This window comes from Streptomyces sp. NPDC015532 (genome assembly GCF_043078065.1).
Classification (GTDB): Bacteria; Actinomycetota; Actinomycetes; order Streptomycetales; family Streptomycetaceae; genus Streptomyces.
This window is the reverse complement of record NZ_JBIBSY010000007.1, coordinates 84,511-107,431: the sequence shown is the minus strand read 5'-3', so window position 1 is coordinate 107,431 and position 22,921 is coordinate 84,511. Positions and strand designations below refer to the sequence as shown.

Annotated in this window: 19 protein-coding genes; 3 read left to right on the top strand and 16 right to left on the bottom strand. The window is 72.0% G+C overall.

The features are described 5' to 3' along the window. The first annotated feature begins 23 nt into the window (after positions 1-23). Positions 24-1,196, top strand: a complete 1,173-nt coding sequence (locus tag ACF07B_RS22430; RefSeq protein ID WP_392180257.1) for a PQQ-dependent sugar dehydrogenase — start codon at positions 24-26, stop codon at positions 1,194-1,196. A 61-nt stretch (positions 1,197-1,257) separates the two neighbouring features. Here the strand turns inward: ACF07B_RS22430 and ACF07B_RS22425 are convergent, their stop codons facing one another. The 15 genes from ACF07B_RS22425 to ACF07B_RS22355 all read right to left on the bottom strand — a co-directional run bounded on the left by ACF07B_RS22425 (position 1,258) and on the right by ACF07B_RS22355 (position 20,307). After that, on the bottom strand, positions 1,258-4,353 hold the full coding sequence (locus ACF07B_RS22425) for an AAA family ATPase (protein ID WP_392180256.1): 3,096 nt from the start codon (positions 4,351-4,353) through the stop codon (positions 1,258-1,260). A gap of 167 nt (positions 4,354-4,520) precedes the next feature. Continuing rightward, the gene (locus tag ACF07B_RS22420) at positions 4,521-4,715 is read right to left on the bottom strand and encodes a hypothetical protein (RefSeq protein ID WP_369482791.1); all 195 of its coding nucleotides are present in this window, start codon (positions 4,713-4,715) and stop codon (positions 4,521-4,523) included. A 210-nt stretch (positions 4,716-4,925) separates the two neighbouring features. Then, on the bottom strand, positions 4,926-5,540 hold the full coding sequence (locus ACF07B_RS22415) for a hypothetical protein (protein WP_392180255.1): 615 nt from the start codon (positions 5,538-5,540) through the stop codon (positions 4,926-4,928). A 34-nt stretch (positions 5,541-5,574) separates the two neighbouring features. Then, positions 5,575-6,150: a GNAT family N-acetyltransferase gene (locus ACF07B_RS22410; protein WP_392180254.1), complete on the bottom strand. Its 576-nt coding sequence runs from the start codon at positions 6,148-6,150 to the stop codon at positions 5,575-5,577. A 4-nt stretch (positions 6,151-6,154) separates the two neighbouring features. Then, positions 6,155-8,455 carry an MMPL family transporter gene (locus tag ACF07B_RS22405; RefSeq protein ID WP_392180253.1) on the bottom strand — a complete coding sequence of 767 codons (2,301 nt, stop codon included), beginning with the start codon at positions 8,453-8,455 and terminating at the stop codon, positions 6,155-6,157. 183 nt (positions 8,456-8,638) lie between these two features. Beyond that, positions 8,639-9,232: a hypothetical protein gene (locus ACF07B_RS22400; RefSeq protein ID WP_392180252.1), complete on the bottom strand. Its 594-nt coding sequence runs from the start codon at positions 9,230-9,232 to the stop codon at positions 8,639-8,641. 110 nt (positions 9,233-9,342) lie between these two features. Beyond that, a complete protein-coding gene (gene gatB, locus ACF07B_RS22395) occupies positions 9,343-10,857 on the bottom strand; it encodes an Asp-tRNA(Asn)/Glu-tRNA(Gln) amidotransferase subunit GatB (RefSeq protein ID WP_369482786.1) in 1,515 nt (504 codons plus the stop codon). A gap of 16 nt (positions 10,858-10,873) precedes the next feature. Beyond that, positions 10,874-11,104 carry a hypothetical protein gene (locus ACF07B_RS22390; protein WP_359019978.1) on the bottom strand — a complete coding sequence of 77 codons (231 nt, stop codon included), beginning with the start codon at positions 11,102-11,104 and terminating at the stop codon, positions 10,874-10,876. An 8-nt stretch (positions 11,105-11,112) separates the two neighbouring features. After that, positions 11,113-12,618, bottom strand: a complete 1,506-nt coding sequence (gene gatA / locus ACF07B_RS22385) for an Asp-tRNA(Asn)/Glu-tRNA(Gln) amidotransferase subunit GatA (RefSeq protein WP_392180251.1) — start codon at positions 12,616-12,618, stop codon at positions 11,113-11,115. A 5-nt stretch (positions 12,619-12,623) separates the two neighbouring features. Next, positions 12,624-12,920, bottom strand: a complete 297-nt coding sequence (gatC, locus tag ACF07B_RS22380) for an Asp-tRNA(Asn)/Glu-tRNA(Gln) amidotransferase subunit GatC (protein ID WP_015036350.1) — start codon at positions 12,918-12,920, stop codon at positions 12,624-12,626. A gap of 351 nt (positions 12,921-13,271) precedes the next feature. Continuing rightward, on the bottom strand, positions 13,272-15,494 hold the full coding sequence (locus ACF07B_RS22375) for a putative bifunctional diguanylate cyclase/phosphodiesterase (RefSeq protein ID WP_392180250.1): 2,223 nt from the start codon (positions 15,492-15,494) through the stop codon (positions 13,272-13,274). 260 nt (positions 15,495-15,754) lie between these two features. Then, on the bottom strand, positions 15,755-17,950 hold the full coding sequence (ligA, locus tag ACF07B_RS22370) for an NAD-dependent DNA ligase LigA (protein WP_384234033.1): 2,196 nt from the start codon (positions 17,948-17,950) through the stop codon (positions 15,755-15,757). A 15-nt stretch (positions 17,951-17,965) separates the two neighbouring features. Further along, positions 17,966-18,973 carry a methionine synthase gene (locus ACF07B_RS22365; protein ID WP_392180249.1) on the bottom strand — a complete coding sequence of 336 codons (1,008 nt, stop codon included), beginning with the start codon at positions 18,971-18,973 and terminating at the stop codon, positions 17,966-17,968. Between the two features lie 30 nt (positions 18,974-19,003). Beyond that, positions 19,004-19,702 carry an SDR family oxidoreductase gene (locus ACF07B_RS22360; protein WP_392180248.1) on the bottom strand — a complete coding sequence of 233 codons (699 nt, stop codon included), beginning with the start codon at positions 19,700-19,702 and terminating at the stop codon, positions 19,004-19,006. 65 nt (positions 19,703-19,767) lie between these two features. Continuing rightward, entirely contained in the window at positions 19,768-20,307 is a 540-nt protein-coding gene (locus ACF07B_RS22355) for a TIGR00730 family Rossman fold protein (RefSeq protein WP_392180247.1), read from the bottom strand. A 50-nt stretch (positions 20,308-20,357) separates the two neighbouring features. On the opposite strand from ACF07B_RS22355, the gene ACF07B_RS22350 reads away from it, so the two are divergent. Both ACF07B_RS22350 and ACF07B_RS22345 read left to right on the top strand, forming a co-directional pair. After that, positions 20,358-20,681, top strand: a complete 324-nt coding sequence (locus ACF07B_RS22350) for a DUF427 domain-containing protein (protein ID WP_392180246.1) — start codon at positions 20,358-20,360, stop codon at positions 20,679-20,681. A 64-nt stretch (positions 20,682-20,745) separates the two neighbouring features. Beyond that, the gene (locus ACF07B_RS22345; RefSeq protein WP_392180245.1) at positions 20,746-21,531 is read left to right on the top strand and encodes an alpha/beta fold hydrolase; all 786 of its coding nucleotides are present in this window, start codon (positions 20,746-20,748) and stop codon (positions 21,529-21,531) included. Between the two features lie 230 nt (positions 21,532-21,761). On the opposite strand, the gene mnmA is transcribed toward ACF07B_RS22345, so the two are convergent. After that, on the bottom strand, positions 21,762-22,883 hold the full coding sequence (gene mnmA / locus ACF07B_RS22340; RefSeq protein WP_392180244.1) for a tRNA 2-thiouridine(34) synthase MnmA: 1,122 nt from the start codon (positions 22,881-22,883) through the stop codon (positions 21,762-21,764). Between the last annotated feature and the right edge of the window lie 38 nt (positions 22,884-22,921).

Sequence of the window (22,921 nt, the reverse complement as noted above, 5' to 3'; positions counted from 1 at the left end):
ACCGCCGCGTCGAAGGGACTTTGATGGTGCAAGTTCGAGCAGTGACCGTCGTGTTGGCCACGACCGCCCTCCTGGTGACGGCAGGGTGCTCCTCCGGCGGCCGGCCGGGCCCGGCGGGGCCGGGCACGTCCGCGGGCACCGGGAGCACGGCCCCGCAGTCGTCGTCCGCTCCGCGCGCCACGGCCGAGGACACACCGCCCGCGAAGGGCTCGGTGAAGGTCCTGCGCACGGTCACCGAGGGCCTCGACACCCCCTGGGGCCTCGCGCCGCTGGCCGGGGGCGGTCTGCTGGTGTCCTCGCGGGACAAGGGGACGATCACCCGGATCGACGAGAAGACCGGCAGGAAGACACTGCTGGGCGAGGTGCCCGGGGTGGCCCCGGCAGGCGAGGGCGGCCTCCTGGGCATAGCACTCTCGCCGGACTACGCCTCCGACCACATGATCTACGCGTACCTGACCACGGCGTCCGACAACCGCGTCGTCCGCATGCTGTACGACGAGCGGAGGCCGTCCGGCGAACAGCTGGGCGCACCGGACACGATCTTCAAGGGCATCCCCAAGGGCATGATCCACAACGGTGGCCGGATCGCCTTCGGCCCGGACAGGATGCTGTACGCGGGCGCGGGCGAGACGGGTGACCGGGGTCTGGCCCAGGACAGGAAGTCGCTGGCCGGGAAGATCCTGCGCATGACGCCGGAGGGCGAGCCCGCGCCGGGCAATCCGTTCCCCGACTCGGTCGTGTACTCGTACGGGCACCGCAACGTCCAGGGTCTCGCCTGGGACGACAAACAGCGGCTGTGGGCCTCGGAGTTCGGCCAGGACACCTGGGACGAGCTGAACCAGATCAAGCCGGGCGACAACTACGGCTGGCCGGTGGTGGAGGGCATCAGCCACGACTCCAAGTACCACGATCCGATCGTCCAGTGGCACACCGCCGAGGCCTCACCGAGCGGGATCGCCTACGCCGAGGGGTCCCTGTGGGTGGCGGCCCTCAAGGGGGAGCGCCTGTGGCGCGTCCCGTTGAACGGCACCGAGGCGTCCGCGGCACCCGAGGCCTTCCTGAAGGGCAGGTACGGCCGCCTGCGCACGGTCGTCTCCGCGGGCGGCGACCGGCTCTGGCTGATCACGAGCGAGACCGACGGCCGCGGCACCCCCGGGAAGGGCGACGACCGGCTGGTGGAGCTGGAGGTGAAGTAGGACGGCGGGCCGAGGGGCGGACGCGGCACGGCCCCCGGCCGGTTTCCTCACGGGCGCGCGCTCAGCCGGCCGCTCGGGCGGCCGGGGTGTCCGGGGTGTCCGGCGGGAACAGCCGCAGTCTGTGGGCCAGTGCGGCCGCCTCGCCCCGTCCCGAGACATCCAGCTTGGCCAGAATGTTCGAGACATGGACGCTGGCCGTCTTCGGGGAGATGAAGAGTTCCTCGGCGATCTGGCGGTTGCTGCGCCCGGCCGCGACCAGGCGCAGGACATCGCGCTCGCGGCTGGTGAGCCCGAAGGCGGCGGCGGGGTCGGCGGGAGCGGTCCGGGACCGTTCACGGGTGTGTTCCAGGGCGATGCGGCCGCGCTGGGCGAGCAGCGCGACCGCGTCGGCGAGCGGGCGGGCGCCGAGGTGTTCGGCGGCGGCGCCGGCCAGTCGCAGGAGTGCCGTGGCGCGGGCGCGCTCGTCGTCGTCCGCGCCGGTGAGCAGCAGGGACTCGGCGAGGCGGAGGCGGACCCGGGCGAGGTCGTAGGGGCGCTCCAGGGGTTCGAGGGCCTCGACCACCTCCGACCACTCGTCCGGGGTGCCCGCGCCGTCGGCCCGCCGGAGTTCGGCGCCCACCCATGCGGCGTGGGCGAGCCAGACGGGCGCTCCGGTGGCCAGCGTCCGCGCGGCCGTGCGGATGCGTTGCAGGGCCGGGGCGCGGCCGGGGGCGGCGACGGGCAGGCCGCGGGCGCCGTCCTCCGCGGTGACGGCGGCCAGCAGCAGCGGCCAGGCGTAGCGCTGCGTGCCGGGCGGGAAGCCCGCGGTCAGTGCCTCCTCCAGGGCGGTACGGGCGTCGAGGAAGCGGCCCTCGCCCGCGGCGATGCCGATGGTGGTGCACAGCAGCGGCAGGGAGTGCTGGGGCATCGGGTCGTGGGTGCCGAAGTGTTCGCGGGCGGCGGTCAGTTGGCGCCCCGCCTCGATGAGGTCGCCGCGGGCCAGGGCCACGGGCGCGAGCCGGGACGCGCCCACCCCGGAGGCCTTGCCGCCGAGTCCGATGGCCAGGGCGTTGCGGGCGGCCTCGGCGGCCTCGTCCCAGCGGCCGAGCGCGTACAGCGATTCGGAGAGGTTGCCCCACACCCAGGCCTGGGTGTCCAACAGGCCGTTCCGGCAGGCGAGTTCTATACCCTCGCGCAGGATGTCGACGGCCTCGCGGGAGCGGCCGACGGACTCCAGATGGGAGGGCAGGTTGATGTGCAGACGGCCCACGACGTACGCGGCGCCCTGGCGGTTCGCCCGCTCCCTGACCCCGTACATCTCCGCGAGCCCGGCCTCGGTCTGCCCCGCGTCGACCATCAGGCCGCCGAGGGTGAGCCGGGCGTTCAGCTCGGTGTCCCGGGCGCCCACCATGTGCGCGTACTCCACGGCGCGTTCGGCCGCGGAGAGGGCACCGTGGCCCGGCTGGTGCACCATGCACCAGGCCGCGACCATGGACAGGACCTCTGCGTGCACCTGGGAGGGCGGCAGACCGCGTACCAGGTCCTGGGCGGTGGCGAGTTCCTTCCAGCCGTCGCCGCGGACCTGCGCCTGGACGAGCCGGGAGCGCTGGATCCAGAACCAGGCGGCGCGCAGCGGGTCGCCCGCGTCCTCCAGGAGGTGCAGCGCCCGTCTCGTCGTCTTCAGGGCGCGTTCGCGTTCCCCGCACAGCCGGCCCGCGACGGCGGCCTCGGCCATCAGGTCCAGGTAGCTCAGGGGTGGCGTCACGCAGCCGCGGCCGTCGGGGGTCTGCCCGTGCCCCTCGGGCAGGGGAGGGGGGTAGGCCTCCACGTAGTCGATGGGGCGCAGTGCGGCCCGTACGGTGTCGGGGACCGTCTCCCACAGCTCCATCGCCCTTTCCAGGAGCCGCAGTTGCTCGGAGTGGGCGTGACGGCGGCGGGCCTCGACCGAGGCGTCGAGGACGGCGGGCAGGGCCTTGGCGGCATCGTGGGCGTGGTACCAGTAGCTGGCCAGCCGGGTGACGCGCTCGTCGGCCGGTACGAGCGCCGGGTCGGCCTCCAGGGCCTCGGCGTAGCGGCGGTTGAAGCGGGAGCGCTCGCCGGGCAGCAGGTCGTCGCTGACGGCCTCGCGGACCAGGGAGTGGCGGAAGCGGTAGCCGTCGCCGCCGGGCGAGGCGGTCAGGATGTTGGCGCCGACGCAGGCGCGCAGGGCCTCGATGAGGTCGTCCTCGGCGAGCCCCGCCACCGCGGCGAGCAGGGGGTACTCGACGGTGCTGCCTCCCTCGGCGACGATCCGGGCGACCCGCTGGGCGCTCTCGGGCAGTCCTTCGACGCGGACGAGGAGCAGGTCGCGCAGGGTGTCGGTGAGTCCGGTGCGACAGCCTTCGCGGGCGGCGACGGCGAGCTCCTCGACGAAGAACGCGTTGCCGTCGGAGCGGGCGAAGATCTCGTCGGTCTGGGCGGTGTCGGGTTCGCGGGCGAGGATTCCGGCGATCTGGCGGCCGACCTCGGCCCGGTTGAAGCGGCCCAGCTCGATGCGGCGGACCGTACGCAGGCGGTCGAGCTCGGCGAGCAGGGGGCGCAGCGGATGACGGCGGTGGATGTCGTCGGCGCGGTAGGTGGCGATCACGACGAGGCGGCCGCTGCGCAGGGTGCGGAAGAGGTAGGCGAGCAGATGGCGGGTGGAGGCGTCGGCCCAGTGCAGGTCTTCGAGGACGACGACGACCGTACGGTCCGCGGCGACCCGTTCCAGGAGGCGGGCGGTCAGCTCGAAGAGGCGGGCCATGCCGTCCTCCTCGTACTGCCGTCCGCGGGTCGTCTGCGCGAGCTCGGGCAGGAGGCGGGCGAGTTCCTCCTCCTGCCCGGCGGCCGCGGCGGCGAGTTCGTCGGGCAGGGCGCGGCGCAGGGCGCGCAGGGCGGTGGAGAAGGGTGCGAAGGGCAGTCCGTCGGCGCCGATCTCGACGCAGCCGCCCAAGGCGACGACGGCGCCCCGGCGGGTGGCGGCGGCGGAGAACTCCTCCAGGAAGCGGGTCTTGCCGACGCCTGCCTCGCCGCCGAGCAGGAACGCCTGCGGTTCTCCCCCGGCGGCGGCGCGGGCGAGCGCGTCGTTCAACACCTCCAGTTCGTCGGCGCGTCCGACGAACACCGGGCTGACGGACCTGGTCTCCACGGGCCCGAGCATGGCACAGGGCTCCGACAGGGGGGCACCGGTCGTCGGGACGGCGATCAGTGTTCCGCCCGTCGGCCGGCCGCCGCCCGGTGGGAGACGGCCGGTCGCGGCGGGGGCGCCGTCCCGCACAGCCTGTGGACGGCCGGACGGCGCCCGGCCGTCCACGGGCGCCGCGGCGCTCACGCTGTGCGGGCCGACCGGTGCCGGCGGGGGCGGCCGCTATGGGCCCGTTCCTCGGTGTCTCCCTGGGCGGACCGGAGGGCGGCACGGCGGGCGGCACGGCGGCCGCTCACGGCCTCCTTGGCGAGCCGGTACGTCTGGGCCCTGCGGATCAGTTCCTCGGACCGGGCCTGCTGAAGCTCGAACTCGAACATCTCGTACCCCTGGTGAAGAGTCGGTTTCGGTCTCGCTTGTTCGCGATGCCTCAACCTTCGTCTCCCAGGGGGGTGCGCCACATCGGGAGAGTTCCGCATCTTGGGAGCGCGAAGGGCCTTAGGGCGGCGGCCGGTTTCCCGTGCCGGCCCTAAGGCCCCTCTGAGTCGTCGCGTTCGTCGGTGGTGTCGGTGGTGTCGGCGCTGCGGGTCTCAGCTGGTGGAGGGCAGTCCGAGGAGGATGTCGGAGTACTTGGCGACCGCGAGCACCAGTCCTACGACGCCGAGCGAGACGCCCGCCCAGGCGACGGACTTGATCCAGGCGGCCTGCGGCTTGCCGGGGGCGCCGAACGCGGGCCGGACCAGCACGACGACGCCGACGATCAGCGCGGCCAGTGCGAAGAGGCCGCCGACCAGCGCGGTGGTCGCCCAGGCATCGCCGTAGACCTCCTTGACCTGCGTGGCGACGCTCGCGGACGACGAGGTCTGGAGCTGGCCGATCAGGGTCTCCCGGGCGGCGGCCACGGTGGCGACCCAGCTTCCGGTCAGCGACACCACGCCCAGTCCGGCGGACACCACGGCGGCGGCACCCTGGCCGACACCGGCGTCCCGGCCCGTTCCGGAGTCCTCGGGGCCGGCGAGGTCCTCGTCGGCCCCGTCCTGCCCGTCCAGGTCCTCGTCCCGCTCCTCGGCCTCGGCCTCGGTCCCCTTCACCTCGTCCGTGGACGCCCCGGCCGTGCCGGCCTCGGTGACGTCCCCGGTCCGCTCGTCGCGCTCCGCCTCGGTGCCGGTCTCGGCCCCGGCCTCGTCAGCTGTCTTGGTTCCCATACGGGCACCGTACGGATGCCGTCTGAGAGGTTCCTTAATGATCCTTGTGGGCGGTGTCCGCGCGTGCGGCACGCCACTCGGGCGCGAGCAGGGACCACACTTCGAGGTCGTGCCGGACCCCGTGATGGGGGTGCTTCTGCCGGAGCACGCCGTCCCGGCTCATGCCGAGCCGCCGGGCCACGTTCAGGCTCGGGACGTTGCCCGCCGCGGCGACCCACTCCACACGCTGGATCCCGCGCTCCTCGACCGCCCAGTCGATGAGGATCCGCATCGCGCGCGTGACCAGACCACGCCCCGAGGCGGCGGGTTCCAGCCAGCAGCCGACCTCGCAGTTGCCCTGGTCCGCGTCGAAGTTCAGGAAGAGCACGCCGCCCACGAGCTTCCCGTCCAGCCACAGGCCGTGCAGGGACCCGGTGTCGGCACAGCGCATGTCGGCGTACCTCTGGAGCTGCGCCCGCGCGGACGGCACGTCCGTGGACCGGGAGCCGAAGGGGATGAACTGCCCGATGAACTCGCGCCCGCGCTCCAGGTGGGCGAGGAACTCCTCGGCGTGCCAGGGCTCCAGGGGCCGCAGTTCGGCTCCGTCGTCGCCCAGGGATATCGCGTACATCCCGTCATCGCTCCTTCGTCGTCACGTCGGTGCCCCGGGCGTCCTTCACCCCGGCGTCCGTCATCTCGGCGTCGGGGATCCCGGCATCGACCGCCCCGTGGCCCAGTACGTCCGCCGCCTCGGCGTCCGTGGCCTCGGCCAGCCTCTCATGCGCGGCCCGGCATTCGGGAGGCTCGATGCTGATACGCGGCAGCCTCCGGTCGAGCGCCCGGGGCAGCCACCAGTTGGCGTCGCCGAGCAGGTGCATGAGGGCGGGGACGAGGAGCGTACGCAGGACGAAGGCGTCCAGGGCGACGGCGGCGGCGAGGGCGATCCCGAACATCGCGATGACACGGTCGCCGCTGAGTACGAAGGCGAGGAAGACCGAGATCATGATGACGGCGGCTGAGTTGATCACCCGGCTGGTCTCGGCGAGGCCGACGCGGACCGCGCGCCGGTTGTCACCGGTCTCCAGCCACTCCTCGTACATCCGGCTGACCAGGAAGACCTGGTAGTCCATGGAGAGCCCGAAGAGCACCGACACCATGATCACGGGCAGGAACGGCTCGATCGGGCCCGCGCGGCCGAGACCGAGCAGTTCGCTCCCCCAGCCCCACTGGAAGATCGCGACGACGACTCCGAAGGCGGCGGCGACGGCGGCGATGTTCATGACCGCGGCCTTGAGCGGGATGCCGATCGAACGGAACGCGAGCAGCAGCAGGACACAGCCGAGGCTGATCACGACACCGACGAAGAGCGGGAGCTTGCCGATGATGACGTCGGCGAAGTCGTCGTAGCTCGCCGTGACGCCGCCGACCTGTACGTCGAGGGAGGTGCCCGACTCGGCGCGCGGCAGGACGTCGGCGCGCAGCCGGTCCACCAGGTCGCTGGTCTTCTGGGACTGCGGCGCGGAGGCCGGGACGACGGTGAGGAAAGCGGTGTCACCGGTGCCGTTGTAGGTCACCGGGGTCGCCGAGGCGACGCCCTCGGTGGCCCGCAGCGTGGCGTCCAGGTTGTCCAGGGCGAGCCTGTCCCCGGCGCCGCCGACCTTGGTGACGAGGGTCAGGGGCCCGTTCACTCCGGGACCGAAGCCCTCCGAGATCCGGTCGTACGCCTGCCGGGTGGTCGTCGTCCTCGGGTCGTTGCCCTGGTCGGACGTGCCCAGGTGGAGGGAGAGCGTGGGGAGGGCGAGCACGGCCATCACGACGACGGCCACGGCGCCGAGCAGCTTGGGGTGGCGCTCCACGAAGGCGGACCAGCGGGCGGCGAACCCCGTGGCCACCTCCGGCTGGGGCCCGTGCTCCTCCAGTCGTCGCCGCTCGCGGCGGCTCAGCGCGCGTGGACCGATGAAGGAGAGCAGCGCGGGCAGCAGGGTCACGGAGGCCGCGACGGTGAGGACCACGGTCAGGGAGGCGGCGATCGCCACACCGTTGAGGAAGCTGAGCCGCAGGATGAGCATGCCCAGCAGGGCGATGCAGACGGTGGCGCCGGCGAAGACGACCGCGCGTCCTGTGGTGGCCACGGCGTTCTGCGCCGCCTCGGCCACCGGCAGTCCGCGTTTGAGGCCGCGCCGGTGTCTGGTCACGATGAACAGCGCGTAGTCGATCCCGACGCCGAGGCCCACCAGCATGCCGAGCATGGGGGCGAAGTCGGCGACGGTCATGGCGTGTCCGAGGAGCACGATGCCGAAGTAGGCCGTGCCGACGCCGACCAGGGCGGTGGCGATGGGCAGCATGGAGGCGGCGAGCGAGCCGAACGCGAGGAAGAGGACCACCGCCGCCACGGCCACGCCGACGATCTCGGCCGTGTGCCCGCCGGACGCCTTGGTGAGGGAGATGGCGGTGCCGCCCAGCTCGACGTCGAGACCCTTGGCCTCGGCGGACTTGGCGGCGTCGACGACGGCCTCGACCTCGCCCTTGTCGAGGTTCTCGGCCCGGTCGGCGAAGGTGACGGTCGCGTACGCCGTCCGGCCGTCCTGGCTGATCCGGCCCGGTCCCTGGTGCGTGTACGGGCTGTCGACGGAGGCCACTCCGGGGAGCTTCTCGATCGTGTCCAGGGCGCGGGTCATCGACTGTTCGACGTCGGCGGAGCGCACGGTGCCCGCGTCGGTGTGCCAGACAACGGTGTCACTGTCGCCGCCGAGCCCGGGGAAGCCGCTGTTCAGGAGCTGCGTCGCGTGGCCCGATTCGGTGCCGGGGACCTCGTAGTCGTTGGAGTACGCGGAACCCGTCACGGCAGCGGCCGCGGTCACACCGCCGAAGGCGAGGAGCCAGAGCAGTACGGCGACGAGGCGATGCTGGACACACCACCGTGCAAGGGCTGCCACGAGCGAGCTCCCTGGGGGATTTGTGGATCTTTATCGGGAACTGCCCGCAAAGAACACATGACTAATGCGTCATCACTCTTACAGCCTGAAGTGATCCTTTGTCGCATTCGTGGGCTTACTCACAGGGTCGCGTCCCACGTCACAGCGCATACGTGTGGCCTCTGCCACCCCGCCGGCCACACCTCAGTCGAGCTGGTCACCCACAGCCATGACCATCACCCCGGCGATCATCAGCCACAGCGCCCGCCGAGTGCGGCCCTTGGCCCCGAGCGCCGACGCGCCGGCACACAGGACGGCCCCCGCGGCATAGGAGAGCGGTATGAGCGCGGTGCCCGACCCGGAGGTGCGCATCACCGACGCGGCGAGTCCGGCGACGGTCAGCAGCACGCCCGTCCCGACCGCGCCCCAGCGCGCCCGGCGCGCCTCCGGGTCCGGATCCTCGTCGTCGGCATCCGCCGGGTCATGGTCCTCGCGGCCGGAACCGCCGGTGCCCGGGTTCTCGGGATCCGGTTCGCCGGAGGCCGGATCGTCGGCGTCCTGATCGTCAGGGTTTTGGGACTCGGGACCCTGATCATCGGGGTCCTGCGCTTCTCGGTCCTGCGCTTCTCGGTCCTGCGCTTCTCGATCCTGCGCTTCTTGTTCCCGTGCTTCTCGGTCCTGCTCGCTTCGATCCTGAGCCTTCGGGGTCCGGACCCCCGGAGTCCGGCCCCCGTCGTCGCGGGTCTCGCGGTCCTGCGTCGTGCGGTCGTGCGTCTCGGAGTCGGTGCTTCCACTCATGGCGCGCGAGCGTAGCGCGTTGACCTGAGCACGCCGACACAGACCCCAGGGGGTGCATCGGTTGCGATGCACCCCCTGGGATGTGGGAAAACCCGGATCTCAGCCGGAGATCAGCCTTCGGAGACGCCCAGCTTCTCCAGGATGAGCTCCTTGACGCGAGCGGCGTCGGCCTGGCCGCGGGTGGCCTTCATGACCGCGCCGACGAGCGCGCCGACGGCCTGGACCTTGCCGCCACGGATCTTGTCGGCGACGCCCGGGTTCCCGGCGATGGCCTCGTCGACGGCGGCGGTCAGCGCGCCCTCGTCCGAGACGACCTTCAGGCCGCGCTTGTCGACGACCTCGTCCGGGGTGCCCTCGCCGGCGAGGACGCCCTCGATGACCTGACGGGCCAGCTTGTCGTTGAGGTCACCGGCGGCGACCAGCTCGGCCACCCGGGCGACCTGCGCCGGGGTGATCGGCAGGTCCTCCAGGGCCTTGCCCGACTCGTTGGCGCTGCGGGCCAGCTCACCCATCCACCACTTGCGGGCGGAGGCGGAGTCGGCACCGGCTTCGATGGTCGCGACGATCGAGTCGATGGCACCGGCGTTGAGGATCGACTGCATGTCGTGGGCGTTCACGCCCCACTCCTCGCGCAGCCGGTTGCGGCGGGCCAGCGGCTGCTCGGGCAGCGTGAGGCGCAGTTCCTCGACCCAGTCACGGGACGGGGCGACGGGGACGAGGTCGGGCTCCGGGAAGTACCGGTAGTCCTCGGCCTCCTCCTTCACGCGGCCCGAGGTCGTGGACCCGGTGTCCTCGTGGAAGTGGCGGGTCTCCTGGATGATCGTGCCGCCGGAGTTCAGCACCGCGGCGTGGCGCTGGATCTCGAAGCGGGCGGCACGCTCGACGGAACGCAGGGAGTTGACGTTCTTCGTCTCGGAGCGCGTGCCGAACTTCTCGCGGCCGTGCGGGCGCAGCGAGAGGTTCACGTCGCAGCGCATCTGGCCCTGCTCCATACGGGCCTCGGACACACCGAGCGCCTTGATGAGCTCGCGCAGCTCGGCGACGTACGCCTTGGCGACCTCGGGAGCACGCTCACCCGCGCCCTCGATCGGCTTGGTGACGATCTCGATGAGCGGGATGCCCGCCCGGTTGTAGTCGAGCAGCGAGTGGGACGCGCCGTGGATACGGCCGGTGGCACCGCCGACGTGCAGCGACTTGCCGGTGTCCTCCTCCATGTGGGCGCGCTCGATCTCCACGCGGAAGACCTCGCCGTCCTCCAGCTGGACGTCCAGATAGCCGTTGAAGGCGATCGGCTCGTCGTACTGGGAGGTCTGGAAGTTCTTCGGCATGTCCGGATAGAAGTAGTTCTTCCGGGCGAAGCGGCACCATTCGGCGATCTCGCAGTGCAGCGCGAGGCCGATCTTGATGGCGGACTCGACACCGGTCGCGTTGACGACCGGGAGGGCGCCGGGCATGCCGAGGCAGGTCGGGCACGTCTGCGAGTTGGGCTCGGCGCCCAGCTCGGTCGAGCAGCCGCAGAACATCTTCGTCTTGGTGCCGAGTTCGACATGGACTTCGAGGCCCATGACGGGGTCGTACGACGCGAGCGCGTCCTCGTACGACACCAGGTCGATCGTGGTGGTCACGGTGAAAACTTCCCTCTCAGCCCAGCAGGACGTCGTCGTCGCCCAGGCGCTTGAGCTCCCGGTAGAGGATGGCGAGGCCGGTGACGATGGCGGCGGCGGACACGGCCGCGTCGATGAGGCGGAGCGTGTCGTTCTCCTTGCGGGCCTTCTTGACCTGCTTCGCGACACCGAGGGCGCCGAACGCCGTGCCCGCCATGGACAGATACGTGCCGGACTTGGACTTCTTGAAGCCCTTGGCCTTGGACATTGCCTTGCTCACAACGACGGAGCCTCCTCAAGCAGCGGGTGCCCCCACTTTTCCACGAAGGCTGCCTCGACGGCGGCTCCGACCTTGTACAGACGGTCGTCCTTCAGCGCCGGAGCGATGATCTGCAGTCCGACCGGGAGGTTGTCCTCCGGGGCGAGACCGCAGGGCAGCGACATGGCGGAGTTGCCGGCCAGGTTGGTCGGAATGGTGCACAGGTCCGCGAGGTACATCGCCATCGGGTCGTCGGCGCGCTCGCCGATCGGGAAGGCGGTGGTCGGCGTGGTCGGGGAGACGATCACGTCGACCTGCTCGAACGCCTTCTCGAAGTCGCGCGTGATGAGCGTGCGGACCTTCTGGGCGCTGCCGTAGTACGCGTCGTAGTAGCCGGAGCTGAGCGCGTACGTGCCGAGCATGATGCGGCGCTTGACCTCGGGGCCGAAGCCGGCCTCACGGGTCAGCGCGGTGACGTCCTCGGCGGAGCGCGTGCCGTCGTCGCCCGCGCGCCGGCCATAGCGCAGGCCGTCGAAGCGGGCGAGGTTGCTCGAACACTCCGACGGGGCGATCAGGTAGTACGCGGAGAGCGCCAGGTCGAAGGACGGGCAGTCCAGCTCGACGATCTCGGCGCCGAGTTCCTTGAGCATGGCGACGGCCTCGTCGAAGCGCTGCACGACACCGGCCTGGTAGCCCTCGCCGCGGAACTGCTTGACGACACCGACGCGCATGCCCGTCACGCTGCCGTTGCGGGCGGCCTCGACGACCGGCGGGACCGGGGCGTCGATGGAGGTCGAGTCGAGCGGGTCGTGCCCGGCGATGACCTCGTGGAGCAGGGCCGCGTCCAGGACCGTACGGGCGCAGGGACCGCCCTGGTCGAGGGAGGACGAGAAGGCGACCATGCCGTAGCGGGAGACCGCGCCGTACGTCGGCTTGACGCCGACCGTGCCGGTGACGGCGGCCGGCTGGCGGATGGAACCGCCGGTGTCGGTGCCGATGGCGAGGGGCGCCTGGTAGGAGGCGAGGGCCGCGGAGGAGCCGCCGCCCGAGCCGCCGGGGATCCGGGTGAGGTCCCACGGGTTGCCGGTCGGGCCGTACGCGCTGTTCTCGGTGGAGGACCCCATGGCGAACTCGTCCATGTTGGTCTTGCCGAGGATGACGACGTCGGCGGCCTTGAGCCGCTTGGTGAGCGTCGCGTCGTACGGAGGGATCCAGCCTTCGAGGATCTTCGAACCGACCGTGGTCGGGATGCCCTCGGTGGTGAAGATGTCCTTGAGCGCGAGGGGAACTCCGGCGAGCGGGCCGAGCTTCTCGCCGGCCTCCCGCTTGGCGTCCACGGCACGCGCCTGGGCGAGGGCGCCCTCGCGGTCGACGTGCAGGAAGGCGTGCACCTTCTCGTCGACGGCCTCGATCCGGGCGAGGTGGGCCTCGGTGACCTCGACGGCGGTGAGTTCGCCGGCCGCGATCTTCCCGGCGATCTCGGCCGCGGTGAGCTTGATGATGTTGACGTTGGTGTCCGTCATGGTGATTAGTCCTCCCCCAGGATCTGCGGCACCTTGAAACGCTGCTGCTCCTGGGCCGGGGCGCCGGAGAGCGCCTGCTCGGGGGTGAGCGACGGACGGACCTCGTCCGCGCGCATGACGTTCGTCAGCGGCAGCGGATGAGAGGTCGGCGGTACGTCTTGGTCGGCGACCTCGCTGACGCGGGCGACCGCGCCGATGATGTCGTCGAGCTGGCCTGCGAAGTGGTCGAGCTCTTCGCCCTTCAGCTCCAGACGCGCCAGCCGTGCGAGGTGGGCGACCTCCTCGCGCGTGATGCCAGGCATGCAGCGATCCTCTGGGGTGAGTGCGGTGTGGTGTGGCCCAATCCTATGGGGCCCGGGCCGATGCCCGCGCCCGGGTTTGCCGGGGCACGCCCGCGGCCCGGCCTCCGGCCGGTCGTCTCCCACCCGCGCGCGCCACCCGTTCACCGTTCACCGCCAAGCCGGGCTCCCCCGTTCGGCCGTCCCGCCGTCGGCGACGACCGGCCGACCGGCTCCCCGGCCTCCGGCCTGTCGTCTCCCGCCCACGCGCCACCCGTGACTGTCTCCGGACAGGTGAGCTCTCCCCCGGGGCCTCTCGCCGTCGGCGTCCGCCGCGTCTGCGGCGGGAAGGCACCACGAGGGGCCCGAGCAGAGCTACTCCGCGGCGGGCAGGGCGGCACGCGGGCGCTGCCAGCCGCGGGAACCGCGGGCCAGCAGCCACGCCGTGGCCTCCTCCGGAGGCATCGCCGCGGCGACCAGCCACCCCTGAACGGCGTCACAGCCCAGGTCCCGCAACCGCTCCCACGTCTCGTCGTCCTCGACGCCCTCCGCCACGACGAGAAGCCCGAGCGAATGGGCGAGATCGACGGTGCACCGCACGATCTCGGCGTCCTCGGTGTCCACGGCCAGGCGCGCGACGAACGAACGGTCGATCTTCAGTTCGCTGACCGGAAGCCGCCGCAGATGGACCAGGGAGGAGTACCCGGTGCCGAAGTCGTCCAGCGACATCTTCACGCCGTGCCCGGTGAGAGCCGCGAGGGTGTCGGCGGCCCGCTGCGGGTCCTCCAGGAGCACGTGCTCCGTTATCTCCAGCTGGAGCGCCGCCGCGGGGACTCCGTGCCGGGCGAGCCGGGCGGCGACGGCGCCGGCGAACCCCGGCGTGTGCACGTCGCGCGGCGACACGTTCACCGCGACCGGCACGTACAGGCCCTGTGCCCGCCAGCGCGCGACCTGCCCGAGGGCCGTCTCCAGGACGTACTCGGTGAGGTGCGGCATCAGCCCGGACGACTCGGCTATGGCGATGAACTCGTCCGGCGGAACCTTCCCGCGCTCGGGATGCACCCAGCGCACCAGGGCCTCCAGACCGGCCACCTGTCCGTCGAAGCGGACCTTGGGCTGGTAGTGCAGTTCGACGTCCCCGGTGTCCAGGGCCCGGCGCAGATCGCCCAGCAGGCCCAGCCGGTCGGGGGTGTTGGAGTCCCGCTTGGACTCGTACACCTCCACGCCCGTACGGTCCCGCTTCGCCTGGTACATCGCGATGTCCGCCCGGCGCAGCAGCCCCTCCGCGTCGAGCGCGTGGTCGGGGAAGACGGCGAGCCCGGCGCTGGCCTCCAGGACGAGGGTGAGCCCGTCCAGGTCGAGCGGCGAGCCGAGGGTGGCGACCAGGCTGCGGGCGATCCGCGTGGCCGACGTGGTGGAGTCCGCGACCGGCAGTAAGACGGCGAACTCGTCACCGCCGAGCCGCGCGGCCTCCGCCCCGCGCGGCAGTGCGAGCCGCAGCCTCTCGGCTATCTGGAGAAGCAGCCGGTCACCGGCGAGGTGTCCCAGCGTGTCGTTCACCGAACGGAAGCGGTCCAGGTCGATGAGCAGGAGGGCGGAGCGGGCGCCGATGCGCTCGGCGTCGTCCAGGGCCGTCCAGGTGCGCTCCAGCAGCCACTGACGGTTCGGCAGCCCGGTCAGCGGGTCGCGCAGTTGTTCCTCGGCCCGCGCGCGGGCTATCCACAGGGTGGAGTCGAGGGCGATCAGCGGGATCGAGAACAGGGGCAGCAGCGTGGGCTGGGCCACCGCCACGACACAGATCAGCGGCGCGATGCCGAGCAGCGCGACGGCGACGAGCCCGTGTCTGACCAGGGCCGTACGGGCGACGGTGGGCAGGCCCCAGCCCGGCGTGTTCAGGTACCAGAGCAGGGCGCGGGTGACGGCGAGATAGGCGCCGGCGACCAGGACGACCTGGGGAGCGGCGTAGAACGTCCAGGTGTCGGGGGCCCAGGGGGTCTCGACGCTCGGGTACCGCCCGAACGACGCGAGGACCAGGGCTCCGGCACCGATCCCGAGGATGTCGGCGGCGCCGTGCAGGACGGCTTGGCGCCAGCGGTTGCGGCGGGCCGTGCCCACCAGGACGACGACGGTGAGACTGACCATGCCGGCCGGGACCCAGCCGTACAGCAGCAGGACCGCGAGGGTCAGCGCGGCGCCGGAGCCGGTGCCGCCCCACCAGCGGGCGCGGCCGAGGGCGACCAGGTGACCGACGATGACGCCGGTGAGCAGGGCCAGCGCCCAGCCGACGGCGCCGCACGGGAAGAGGGCGTGATAGCCGGTGAACGCCCGGTAGAAGCCCGCGCCCAGGACGAAGGCGGCCGTGGCCACGACCGCCGACGGCAGCGCGGGCCAGGACAGTTGGCGTTCGGGTTCCTGGCCGGGCAGGCCGGTGCCGCGTCCGGCGGTGAGGGCGCCGGGAACGGGGAGCGGCGCGGCGCCGAGCCCGCTCCGGACGGCGCGCTCCGAAGGCCGTCCCGTCCGCAGACCGGTCAGCCATGCGCCGGTCGTCCGGCGCGGGCGCAGCCGTGGGTCGGGAGCGGCGCTCTCGGTCGGTTCCATTCCCGTCCCTCTCACTGCCGGCGGTGCCCACGCCACACGATCCGTTGCCGGCGACAACGGCCAACGGTGCCGCGTCGGAAAACCCTTCCCCCGGCTCGTGCGGAGCGAGGGATGCGCCGACCGAGGCCGGGCACGGCGGGCGCACACGTCAACAGTAGGCCGCGGAAGGCTTCCACGGGCAGCGGTCGTCGACGGTTGCCCGAATGCGGCCTGGTCACCCGTATGTCACCGATATGCGCCGAACGGGTGGTCTTCAACCCCTATTCCTCGATCGGAAGCGCGGCGTCCGCCGCCGCGTCCGGTCCCTGCTCCAACAGGACGGCGAAGCCCTCCTCGTTCAGCACGGGAACCTTCAACTGCATCGCTTTGTCATACTTCGAGCCGGGATTGTCGCCCACCACGACGAAGGACGTCTTCTTCGAGACCGAGCCGGTCACCTTTGCTCCACGGCTCTGGAGTTCCTCCTTCGCCCCGTCCCGCGTGTGGTGTTCGAGCGTGCCCGTGACCACGACGGTGAGGCCTTCGAGCGGACGGGGCCCCTCGTCCTCGCCCGCGCGCTCGTCCTCCATCCGCACACCGGCCGCCTTCCACTTGCGGATGATCTCGCGGTGCCAGTCCTCGGCGAACCACTCCTTGAGGGACGTCGCGATGATCCCGCCGACCCCGTCGACCGCGGCGAGTTCCTCCTCCGTGGCCTGCTCGATGCGGTCGATGGAGTGGAACTCGCGGGCCAGGGCCTCGGCGGCCACCGGGCCCACGTGCCGGATGGAGAGTCCGTTGATGAAGCGGGCGAGCGGACGGCTCTTCGCCTCGGCGATCCTCTCCAGCATGGCAAGCGCGTTCTTCTTCGGCTCGCCCTTCTGGTTGGCGAAGACCGTCGCGATCTTCTCCTCGCCGGTCTTCGGATCGCGCTTGGGCAGGCCGCTGTCCTGGTCGAGAACGTACGCCCTGATGGGAAGCAACTGCTCGATCGTGAGGTCGAAGAGGTCGCCCTCGTCGACGAGCGGCGGGGCCGTGGGCTCCAGCGGACGGGTCAGCGCCGCCGCGGCCACGCCGCCGAAATGGTCGATGTCGAGGCACTCCCGGCCCGCGAGATAGGAGACCCGCTCTCTCAACTGGGCCGGGCAGGAGCGGCCGTTGGGACAGCGGAGGTCGACATCGCCCTCCTTCATGGGCCGCAGCGCCGTACCGCACTCGGGGCACTCGGCCGGCATCACGAACTCCCGCTCGCTGCCGTCGCGCAGGTCGGCGACCGGTCCGAGGATCTCGGGGATGACGTCACCGGCCTTGCGCAGCACCACCGTGTCCCCGATGAGGACGCCCTTGGCCTTCACCACGTCCTGGTTGTGCAGGGTGGCGAACTCGACCTCGGAGCCCGCGACCGTGACCGGCTCGACCTGCGCGTACGGCGTGACCCGGCCCGTACGGCCCACGCCGACACGGATGTTGACGAGCTTGGTGTTGACCTCCTCGGGCGCGTACTTCCAGGCGATCGCCCAGCGGGGTGCGCGCGCGGTGGAGCCGAGCCGGCCCTGGAGGGGGATCTCGTCCAGTTTGACGACCACGCCGTCGATCTCGTGCTCCACGGAGTGACGGTTCTCCCCGTAGTACGCGATGAACTCCCGTACGCCGTCGAGGTCGTCGACGACCTTGGCGTACCGCGTGGTCGGCAGTCCCCAGGTGTGCAGCAGGCCGTAGGCCTCGGAGAGCCGGCCGAGGCCCTCGAACCCCTCCAGGGCGCCGATGCCGTGGACGACCATGTGCAGCGGGCGGGTCGCGGTGACGCGCGGGTCCTTCTGGCGCAGCGAACCGGCCGCCGCGTTGCGGGGGTTGGCGAAAGGCTTGTCGCCCCCCTTCACCAGCCGGGCGTTGAGCTCCTCGAACTTCTCCATCGGGAAGTAGACCTCGCCGCGGATCTCGACGAGGTCGGGGACGTGATCGCCGGTCAGACGGTCCGGGATCTCCGTGATCGTACGGACGTTGGGCGTGATGTCCTCGCCCGTACGGCCGTCGCCGCGGGTCGCCGCGCGCGTGAGACGGCCGTGCTCGTACGTGAGGTTGACGGCGAGGCCGTCGACCTTCAGCTCGCACAGGAAGTGGTGGTCGGAGGCGCCCACGTCCTTGGCCACGCGCTCGGCCCACGCGGCCAGTTCCAGGTCGGAGAACGCGTTGTCGAGCGACAGCATCCGCTGCCGGTGCTGGACGGAGGTGAATTCCGTGGCGTACGCCCCCGCGACCTTCTGGGTCGGCGAGTCCGGTGTCCGCAGCTCGGAGTACTCCTCCTCCAGCGCCTCCAGGGAACGCAGCAGCGTGTCGAACTCCGCGTCGCTGACGACCGGGGCGTCCCTCACGTAGTACCGGAAGCGGTGCTCCTCGATCTCCTCGGCGAGCCGCGCGTGCCGCTCCCGTGCGTCGGCGGGTACCGATGTGGGCTCTGCGTGCTGTTCGCCGGCCACCGTTGTGTCCTCCCGTTACTCTGGGTTGTCCGCGAGAGATCTCGCCGCCCGGACGCAGTGGGCCAGCGCCTTGCGCGCGAAGTCGGGGGAGGCCCCCGCGAGTCCGCACGACGGAGTGAGCGTGACCGCCTCCGCGAGAAGACCCGGCCGCAGCCCCAGCCTGCGCCACAGCGTCCTGACACCCATGACGCTACCGGCAGGGTCCGACAATGGGACGTCCACGCCGGGAACGACACCGGCGAACAGACGGGTGCCGCCTTCGACCGCTTCTCCGATCGCGTCGTCGTCACGCTCGGTGAGAAGAGAGAAGTCGAACGAGATCGCCGCCGCGCCCGCCCGGCGCAGCAGGGCGAAGGGGACGTCCGGCGCGCAGCTGTGGACGACGACGGGACCGCCCGCGTTCACGCCGACGACGTCCCGGAGCGTGGCCTCGGCGATCTGGCGGTCGACCGAGCGGTGGGTGCGGTAGCCGCTGGCGGTCGGCACCTGGCCGCGGAGCACGGAAACGAGGGAGGGTTCGTCGAGCTGGAGGACGACCTCGGCCCCGGGGACGCGCCGGCGGACGTCTTCGAGGTGGAGGCGCAGTCCCTCGGCGAGCGAGCCGGCGAGGTCGCGGCAGGCGCCGGGGTCGGAGAGGGCGGACTCGCCGTTCCGCAGCTCCAGCGCGGCGGCCAGGGTCCAGGGACCGACGGCCTGCACCTTGAGGGGGCCCTCGTACCCCTGGGTGTACTCCTCCAGGGCGTCGAGGTCCTCCCCCAGCCACGACCTGGCCCGCTTGGTGTCCCGGCCCGGCCGGTCCCCGAAGCGCCAGCCGCTGGGCTCCACGCGCGCGTACAGCTCGACGAGCATCCCCGCGGTCCGGCCGATCATGTCCGCCCCGGGCCCGCGTGCGGGCAGTTCGGCGAGGAAGGGGAAGTCCTCGAAGGAACCGGTGACGGTCTTGGCGGCCTCCCGCGCGTCGCCACCCGGCATGGACCCGACCCCGGTGGCGGGACCGAACCTGAACTCGCTGTTTTCGCTCACTCCGGAAGCCTACGGAATCCCCCGGGGAGGTCAGCCTCCCGGGCGCACCGTCAGATCGTTGACCTCGGCGTCCCGGGGCAGGTCGAGTGCCATCAGGATCGTCGTCGCCACCGACTCGGGGTCGATCCACTTCGAGGCGTCGTACTCCTTGCCCTCCTGCTGGTGGACCTTGGCCTGCATGGGGCTCGCGGTGCGGCCGGGGTAGACGGAGGTCACCCGGACCCCGGCCGCGTGCTCTTCGTGGCGCAGGGAGTCGGCGAGGGCCTTCAGGCCGTGCTTGGAGGCGGCGTAGGCGGACCAGTCGGCGTGGGCGTTCAGACCGGCGCCGGAGTTCACGAAGAGCACGTGGCCCTGGGCCAGGCGGAGCTGGGGCAGGAAGTGGCGGGTCAGCTCGGCGGGGGCGATCAGGTTGACGTCGAGCTGATGGCGCCAGGACTTCGGGGTCAGTTCGCCGACCGGACCGAGGTCGACCACGCCCGCGATGTGCAGCAGGGAGTCGATCCGGCCGGGGAGCGACTGGTGCGAGAACGCCCAGGAGAGCTTGTCGGGGTTCGCCAGGTCGCCGACCAGGGTCTTCGCCCCGGGGAACGCGGCGCCCAGTTCCTTGGCGCGGCCGGCGTCACGCGCGTGGAGCACGAGGTCGTCCCCGCGCGCGTGCAGACGGCGGGCGACGGCCGCGCCGATTCCGGAACCGGCCCCGGTGATCACATGTGTAGCCATGGACGCCATGCTCGCATCACCGGGCGCCGGTCCCGAAACGCCTGCCCGGCACCTCACGGGGCGCCGGTCGCTCCTCAGCGGATGCCGACGCTCTCCTCCAGGTAGGCCAGCGCCCCCACCGGCTCCTCGGCGAAGAACACCAGGTCGGTGAGCGGGCGCGGCAGGAAGCCCTCGTCGTCCATCCGCCGGAACTGCTCCTTGAGGCCGTCGTAGAAGCCGGCCGTGTTGAGCAGGACCACCGGCTTCTCGGTCTTCCCGTGCTTCTTCAGCTCCAGGATCTCGGTGGCCTCGTCGAGGGTGCCGGTGCCGCCGACCATGACGACGACCGCGTCGGCCTTGGCCAGGAGCAGCGCCTTGCGTTCGGCCAGGTCCCGGGCGACGACCATCTCGTCGGCGCCGGAACGGGCCTTGGCGGCCAGGAAGTCCACGGAGACGCCCACCAGCCGTCCGCCCGCCTCCTGAACGCCGTCGGCGACCACCTTCATCAGCCCGACGTCGGAGCCGCCCCACACCAGCGTGTGGCCGCCCTTGCCGAGGAGTTCGGCGAACTCCCGGGCGGGGCGCGTGTAGCGGTCGTCGAGGTCGGCGGCGGAGAGGAAGACACAGATGTTCATGACTTCACCGTACGCGGGAAGGATTCAGGGCCCGCGAGCGCTTTCCCGGTATGGCTGAAGGACACACGATCACGATCGAGCAGGGCACGCGGCACGTCCGCGTCGTGCACGGCGGCCAGGTCCTGGCGGAGAGCGACCGCCCCCTGGTGCTGCGCGAGACGGGCTGTCCGGTCCGCTACTACCTCCCGCCCGAGGACGTCCGTCTGGACCTGCTGACACCCTCCGACACCCACACGTACTGCCCCTTCAAGGGCACGGCGTCCTACTGGTCGCGTCCCGGAGCGGCCGATCTCGTGTGGGCCTACCCCGATCCCAAGCCCGACGTCGCCGGGATCAGGGACCACCTCTGCTTCTACGAGGCGGACGTGTCCTGAGATCGGGGCGGACGCGGGCGTGGTGACGCGATGAGTTCCCGTCGGCCCGGCAGTCTCTACAGGCATGGACAACAAGACGATCTCGCGCGACGGGACGCCCATCGCGTACGAACGCCACGGTGACGGCCCGACGGTCGTGCTGGTGGGCGGCGCCATGTGCACGGGCGCCACGCTCGCGCCGCTCGCCGAGGCCCTCTCGGACCGCTTCGGCGCCGTCACCTACGACCGGCGGGGCCGTGGCGGCAGCGGCGACACGGCGCCTTTCGCGGTGGCCCGCGAGGTCGAGGACATCGCGGCGCTGATCGAGATCTTCGGGGACGGCGCGGCGCTCTACGGCATCTCGTCGGGCGGCGCGCTGGCCCTGGAGGCGGCCGCGAGCGGGCTGCCCGTCCGCGAAGTCGCCGTCTACGAGACGCCGTTCGCCGTGGACGAAGTGGCGGCCGAGCAGCGGGCCGAATACACCGGGCGGCTGACCGAGCTGCTCGGCCAGGGTCGTCGCGGCGACGCGGTCGAGCTGTTCCTGACCCTCGTGGGCACGCCCCCGGAGATGATCGCCGGGGTGCGCATGTCCCACGCCTGGCCCGGCATGGAAGCCCTCGCGCCGACCCTGGCCTACGACGACGCCGCGATGGGCGGGGGCCGGGTGCCCCGCGAACGGCTGGCCGCGCTCTCCGTGCCGCTGCTGTCCCTCGCGGGCGACGCGAGCCCCGCGTGGATGCGCGAGGCGGCGCGGACCATCGCGGAGACGGCGCCGAACGCGTCGTACCGCACGCTGGAGGGACAGACCCACATGGTGGATCCCGGAGCGCTCGCGCCGGTGCTGGCGGAGTTCTTCGGCACGGACGGTTAGACGCGGACCGTCAGACGCGGACCGTCAGACGCGGACCGTTGGACGCGGACTGTCAGACGCGAACTGTTGGACGCGAACGGTCCGACCAGAACGGTCCGACGCGGTCACTCACCGCGGTCCTTCACCGACCCGACCGAGCCGGCCACGGAGGTCCCTCACGTACGGGGTGCCGCGGCCGGGCTGCTGCGGTCGGGCCAGCCGTGTCGGTCGGGCCGGTCCGGCCGGTCGGCCTAGACGTCCGCCGTCGCGCGCGTGGTCGTCGCGATCGTCGCCGAGCCCACCACGCGGGTGCCGTCGTACAGGACGATCGCCTGGCCGGGGGCGACGCCCCGGACCGGCTCGGTGAAGGTCACCCGCAGCTCGCCGTCGACCAGGCCGGCGCTCACCTCGGTCTCGCCGCCGTGGGCCCGCAACTGCGCGGTGTAAGTACCGGGACCGGCCGGGGCGGCGCCGCACCAGCGGGGCTTGATCGCGGTCAGGGCGGACACGTCCAGGGAGGCCGCCGGGCCGACCGTGACCGTGTTGTTCACCGGCGAGATGTCCAGGACGTAGCGCGGCTTGCCGTCGGCGGCCGGGGTGCCGATGCGCAGGCCCTTGCGCTGGCCGATCGTGAAGCCGAAGGCACCCTCGTGGGAACCGATGACCGCTCCGGCCTCGTCGACGATGTCGCCCTCGGCCTTGCCGAGCCGGCCCGCGAGGAAGCCCTGGGTGTCGCCGTCGGCGATGAAGCAGATGTCGTGCGAGTCCGGCTTCTTGGCGACGGCCAGGCCCCGGCGCTCGGCCTCGGCGCGGATCTCGTCCTTGGTGGTGACCGTGTCGCCGAGCGGGAACAGCGCGTGGGCGAGCTGGCGGTCGTCCAGGACGCCGAGGACGTACGACTGGTCCTTGGCCATGTCCGAGGCCCGGTGCAGCTCGCGCGTGCCGTCCTCGCGGACGATGACCTGCGCGTAGTGGCCGGTGCAGACCGCGTCGAAGCCGAGCGCGAGCGCCTTGTCCAGCAGGGCGGCGAACTTGATCTTCTCGTTGCAGCGCAGGCACGGGTTCGGGGTGCGGCCGGCCTCGTACTCGGCGATGAAGTCCACGACGACGTCCTCGCGGAAGCGCTCGGCGAGGTCCCAGACGTAGAACGGGATGCCGATGACGTCGGCGGCCCGGCGGGCGTCGCGCGAGTCCTCGATGGTGCAGCAGCCGCGCGCGCCTGTCCTGAACGATTGCGGGTTCGCCGAGAGGGCGAGGTGCACACCCGTCACGTCGTGCCCGGCCTCGGCGGCACGGGCGGCGGCTACGGCGGAGTCCACTCCGCCCGACATGGCGGCGAGGACGCGGAGGGGGCGCTGCGAGGTGTCAGTCATAACCCCTCCAGGGTACGGGGCCGCGGGAACCGGATCCC

Coding starts and splice junctions, on each gene's coding strand:
- gatC (WP_015036350.1), bottom strand. CDS start 12,920: ATGCCTGGCATCACGCGCGAGGAGGTCGCCCACCTCGCACGGCTGGCG.
- ACF07B_RS22430 (WP_392180257.1), top strand. CDS start 24: ATGGTGCAAGTTCGAGCAGTGACCGTCGTGTTGGCCACGACCGCCCTC.
- ACF07B_RS22390 (WP_359019978.1), bottom strand. CDS start 11,104: ATGTCCAAGGCCAAGGGCTTCAAGAAGTCCAAGTCCGGCACGTATCTG.
- ACF07B_RS22350 (WP_392180246.1), top strand. CDS start 20,358: ATGGCTGAAGGACACACGATCACGATCGAGCAGGGCACGCGGCACGTC.
- ACF07B_RS22400 (WP_392180252.1), bottom strand. CDS start 9,232: ATGAGTGGAAGCACCGACTCCGAGACGCACGACCGCACGACGCAGGAC.
- ACF07B_RS22415 (WP_392180255.1), bottom strand. CDS start 5,540: ATGGGAACCAAGACAGCTGACGAGGCCGGGGCCGAGACCGGCACCGAG.
- ACF07B_RS22345 (WP_392180245.1), top strand. CDS start 20,746: ATGGACAACAAGACGATCTCGCGCGACGGGACGCCCATCGCGTACGAA.
- ACF07B_RS22425 (WP_392180256.1), bottom strand. CDS start 4,353: ATGCTCGGGCCCGTGGAGACCAGGTCCGTCAGCCCGGTGTTCGTCGGA.
- ACF07B_RS22375 (WP_392180250.1), bottom strand. CDS start 15,494: ATGGAACCGACCGAGAGCGCCGCTCCCGACCCACGGCTGCGCCCGCGC.
- mnmA (WP_392180244.1), bottom strand. CDS start 22,883: ATGACTGACACCTCGCAGCGCCCCCTCCGCGTCCTCGCCGCCATGTCG.
- ACF07B_RS22355 (WP_392180247.1), bottom strand. CDS start 20,307: ATGAACATCTGTGTCTTCCTCTCCGCCGCCGACCTCGACGACCGCTAC.
- gatA (WP_392180251.1), bottom strand. CDS start 12,618: ATGACGGACACCAACGTCAACATCATCAAGCTCACCGCGGCCGAGATC.
- ACF07B_RS22420 (WP_369482791.1), bottom strand. CDS start 4,715: ATGTTCGAGTTCGAGCTTCAGCAGGCCCGGTCCGAGGAACTGATCCGC.
- ACF07B_RS22360 (WP_392180248.1), bottom strand. CDS start 19,702: ATGGCGTCCATGGCTACACATGTGATCACCGGGGCCGGTTCCGGAATC.
- ACF07B_RS22410 (WP_392180254.1), bottom strand. CDS start 6,150: ATGTACGCGATATCCCTGGGCGACGACGGAGCCGAACTGCGGCCCCTG.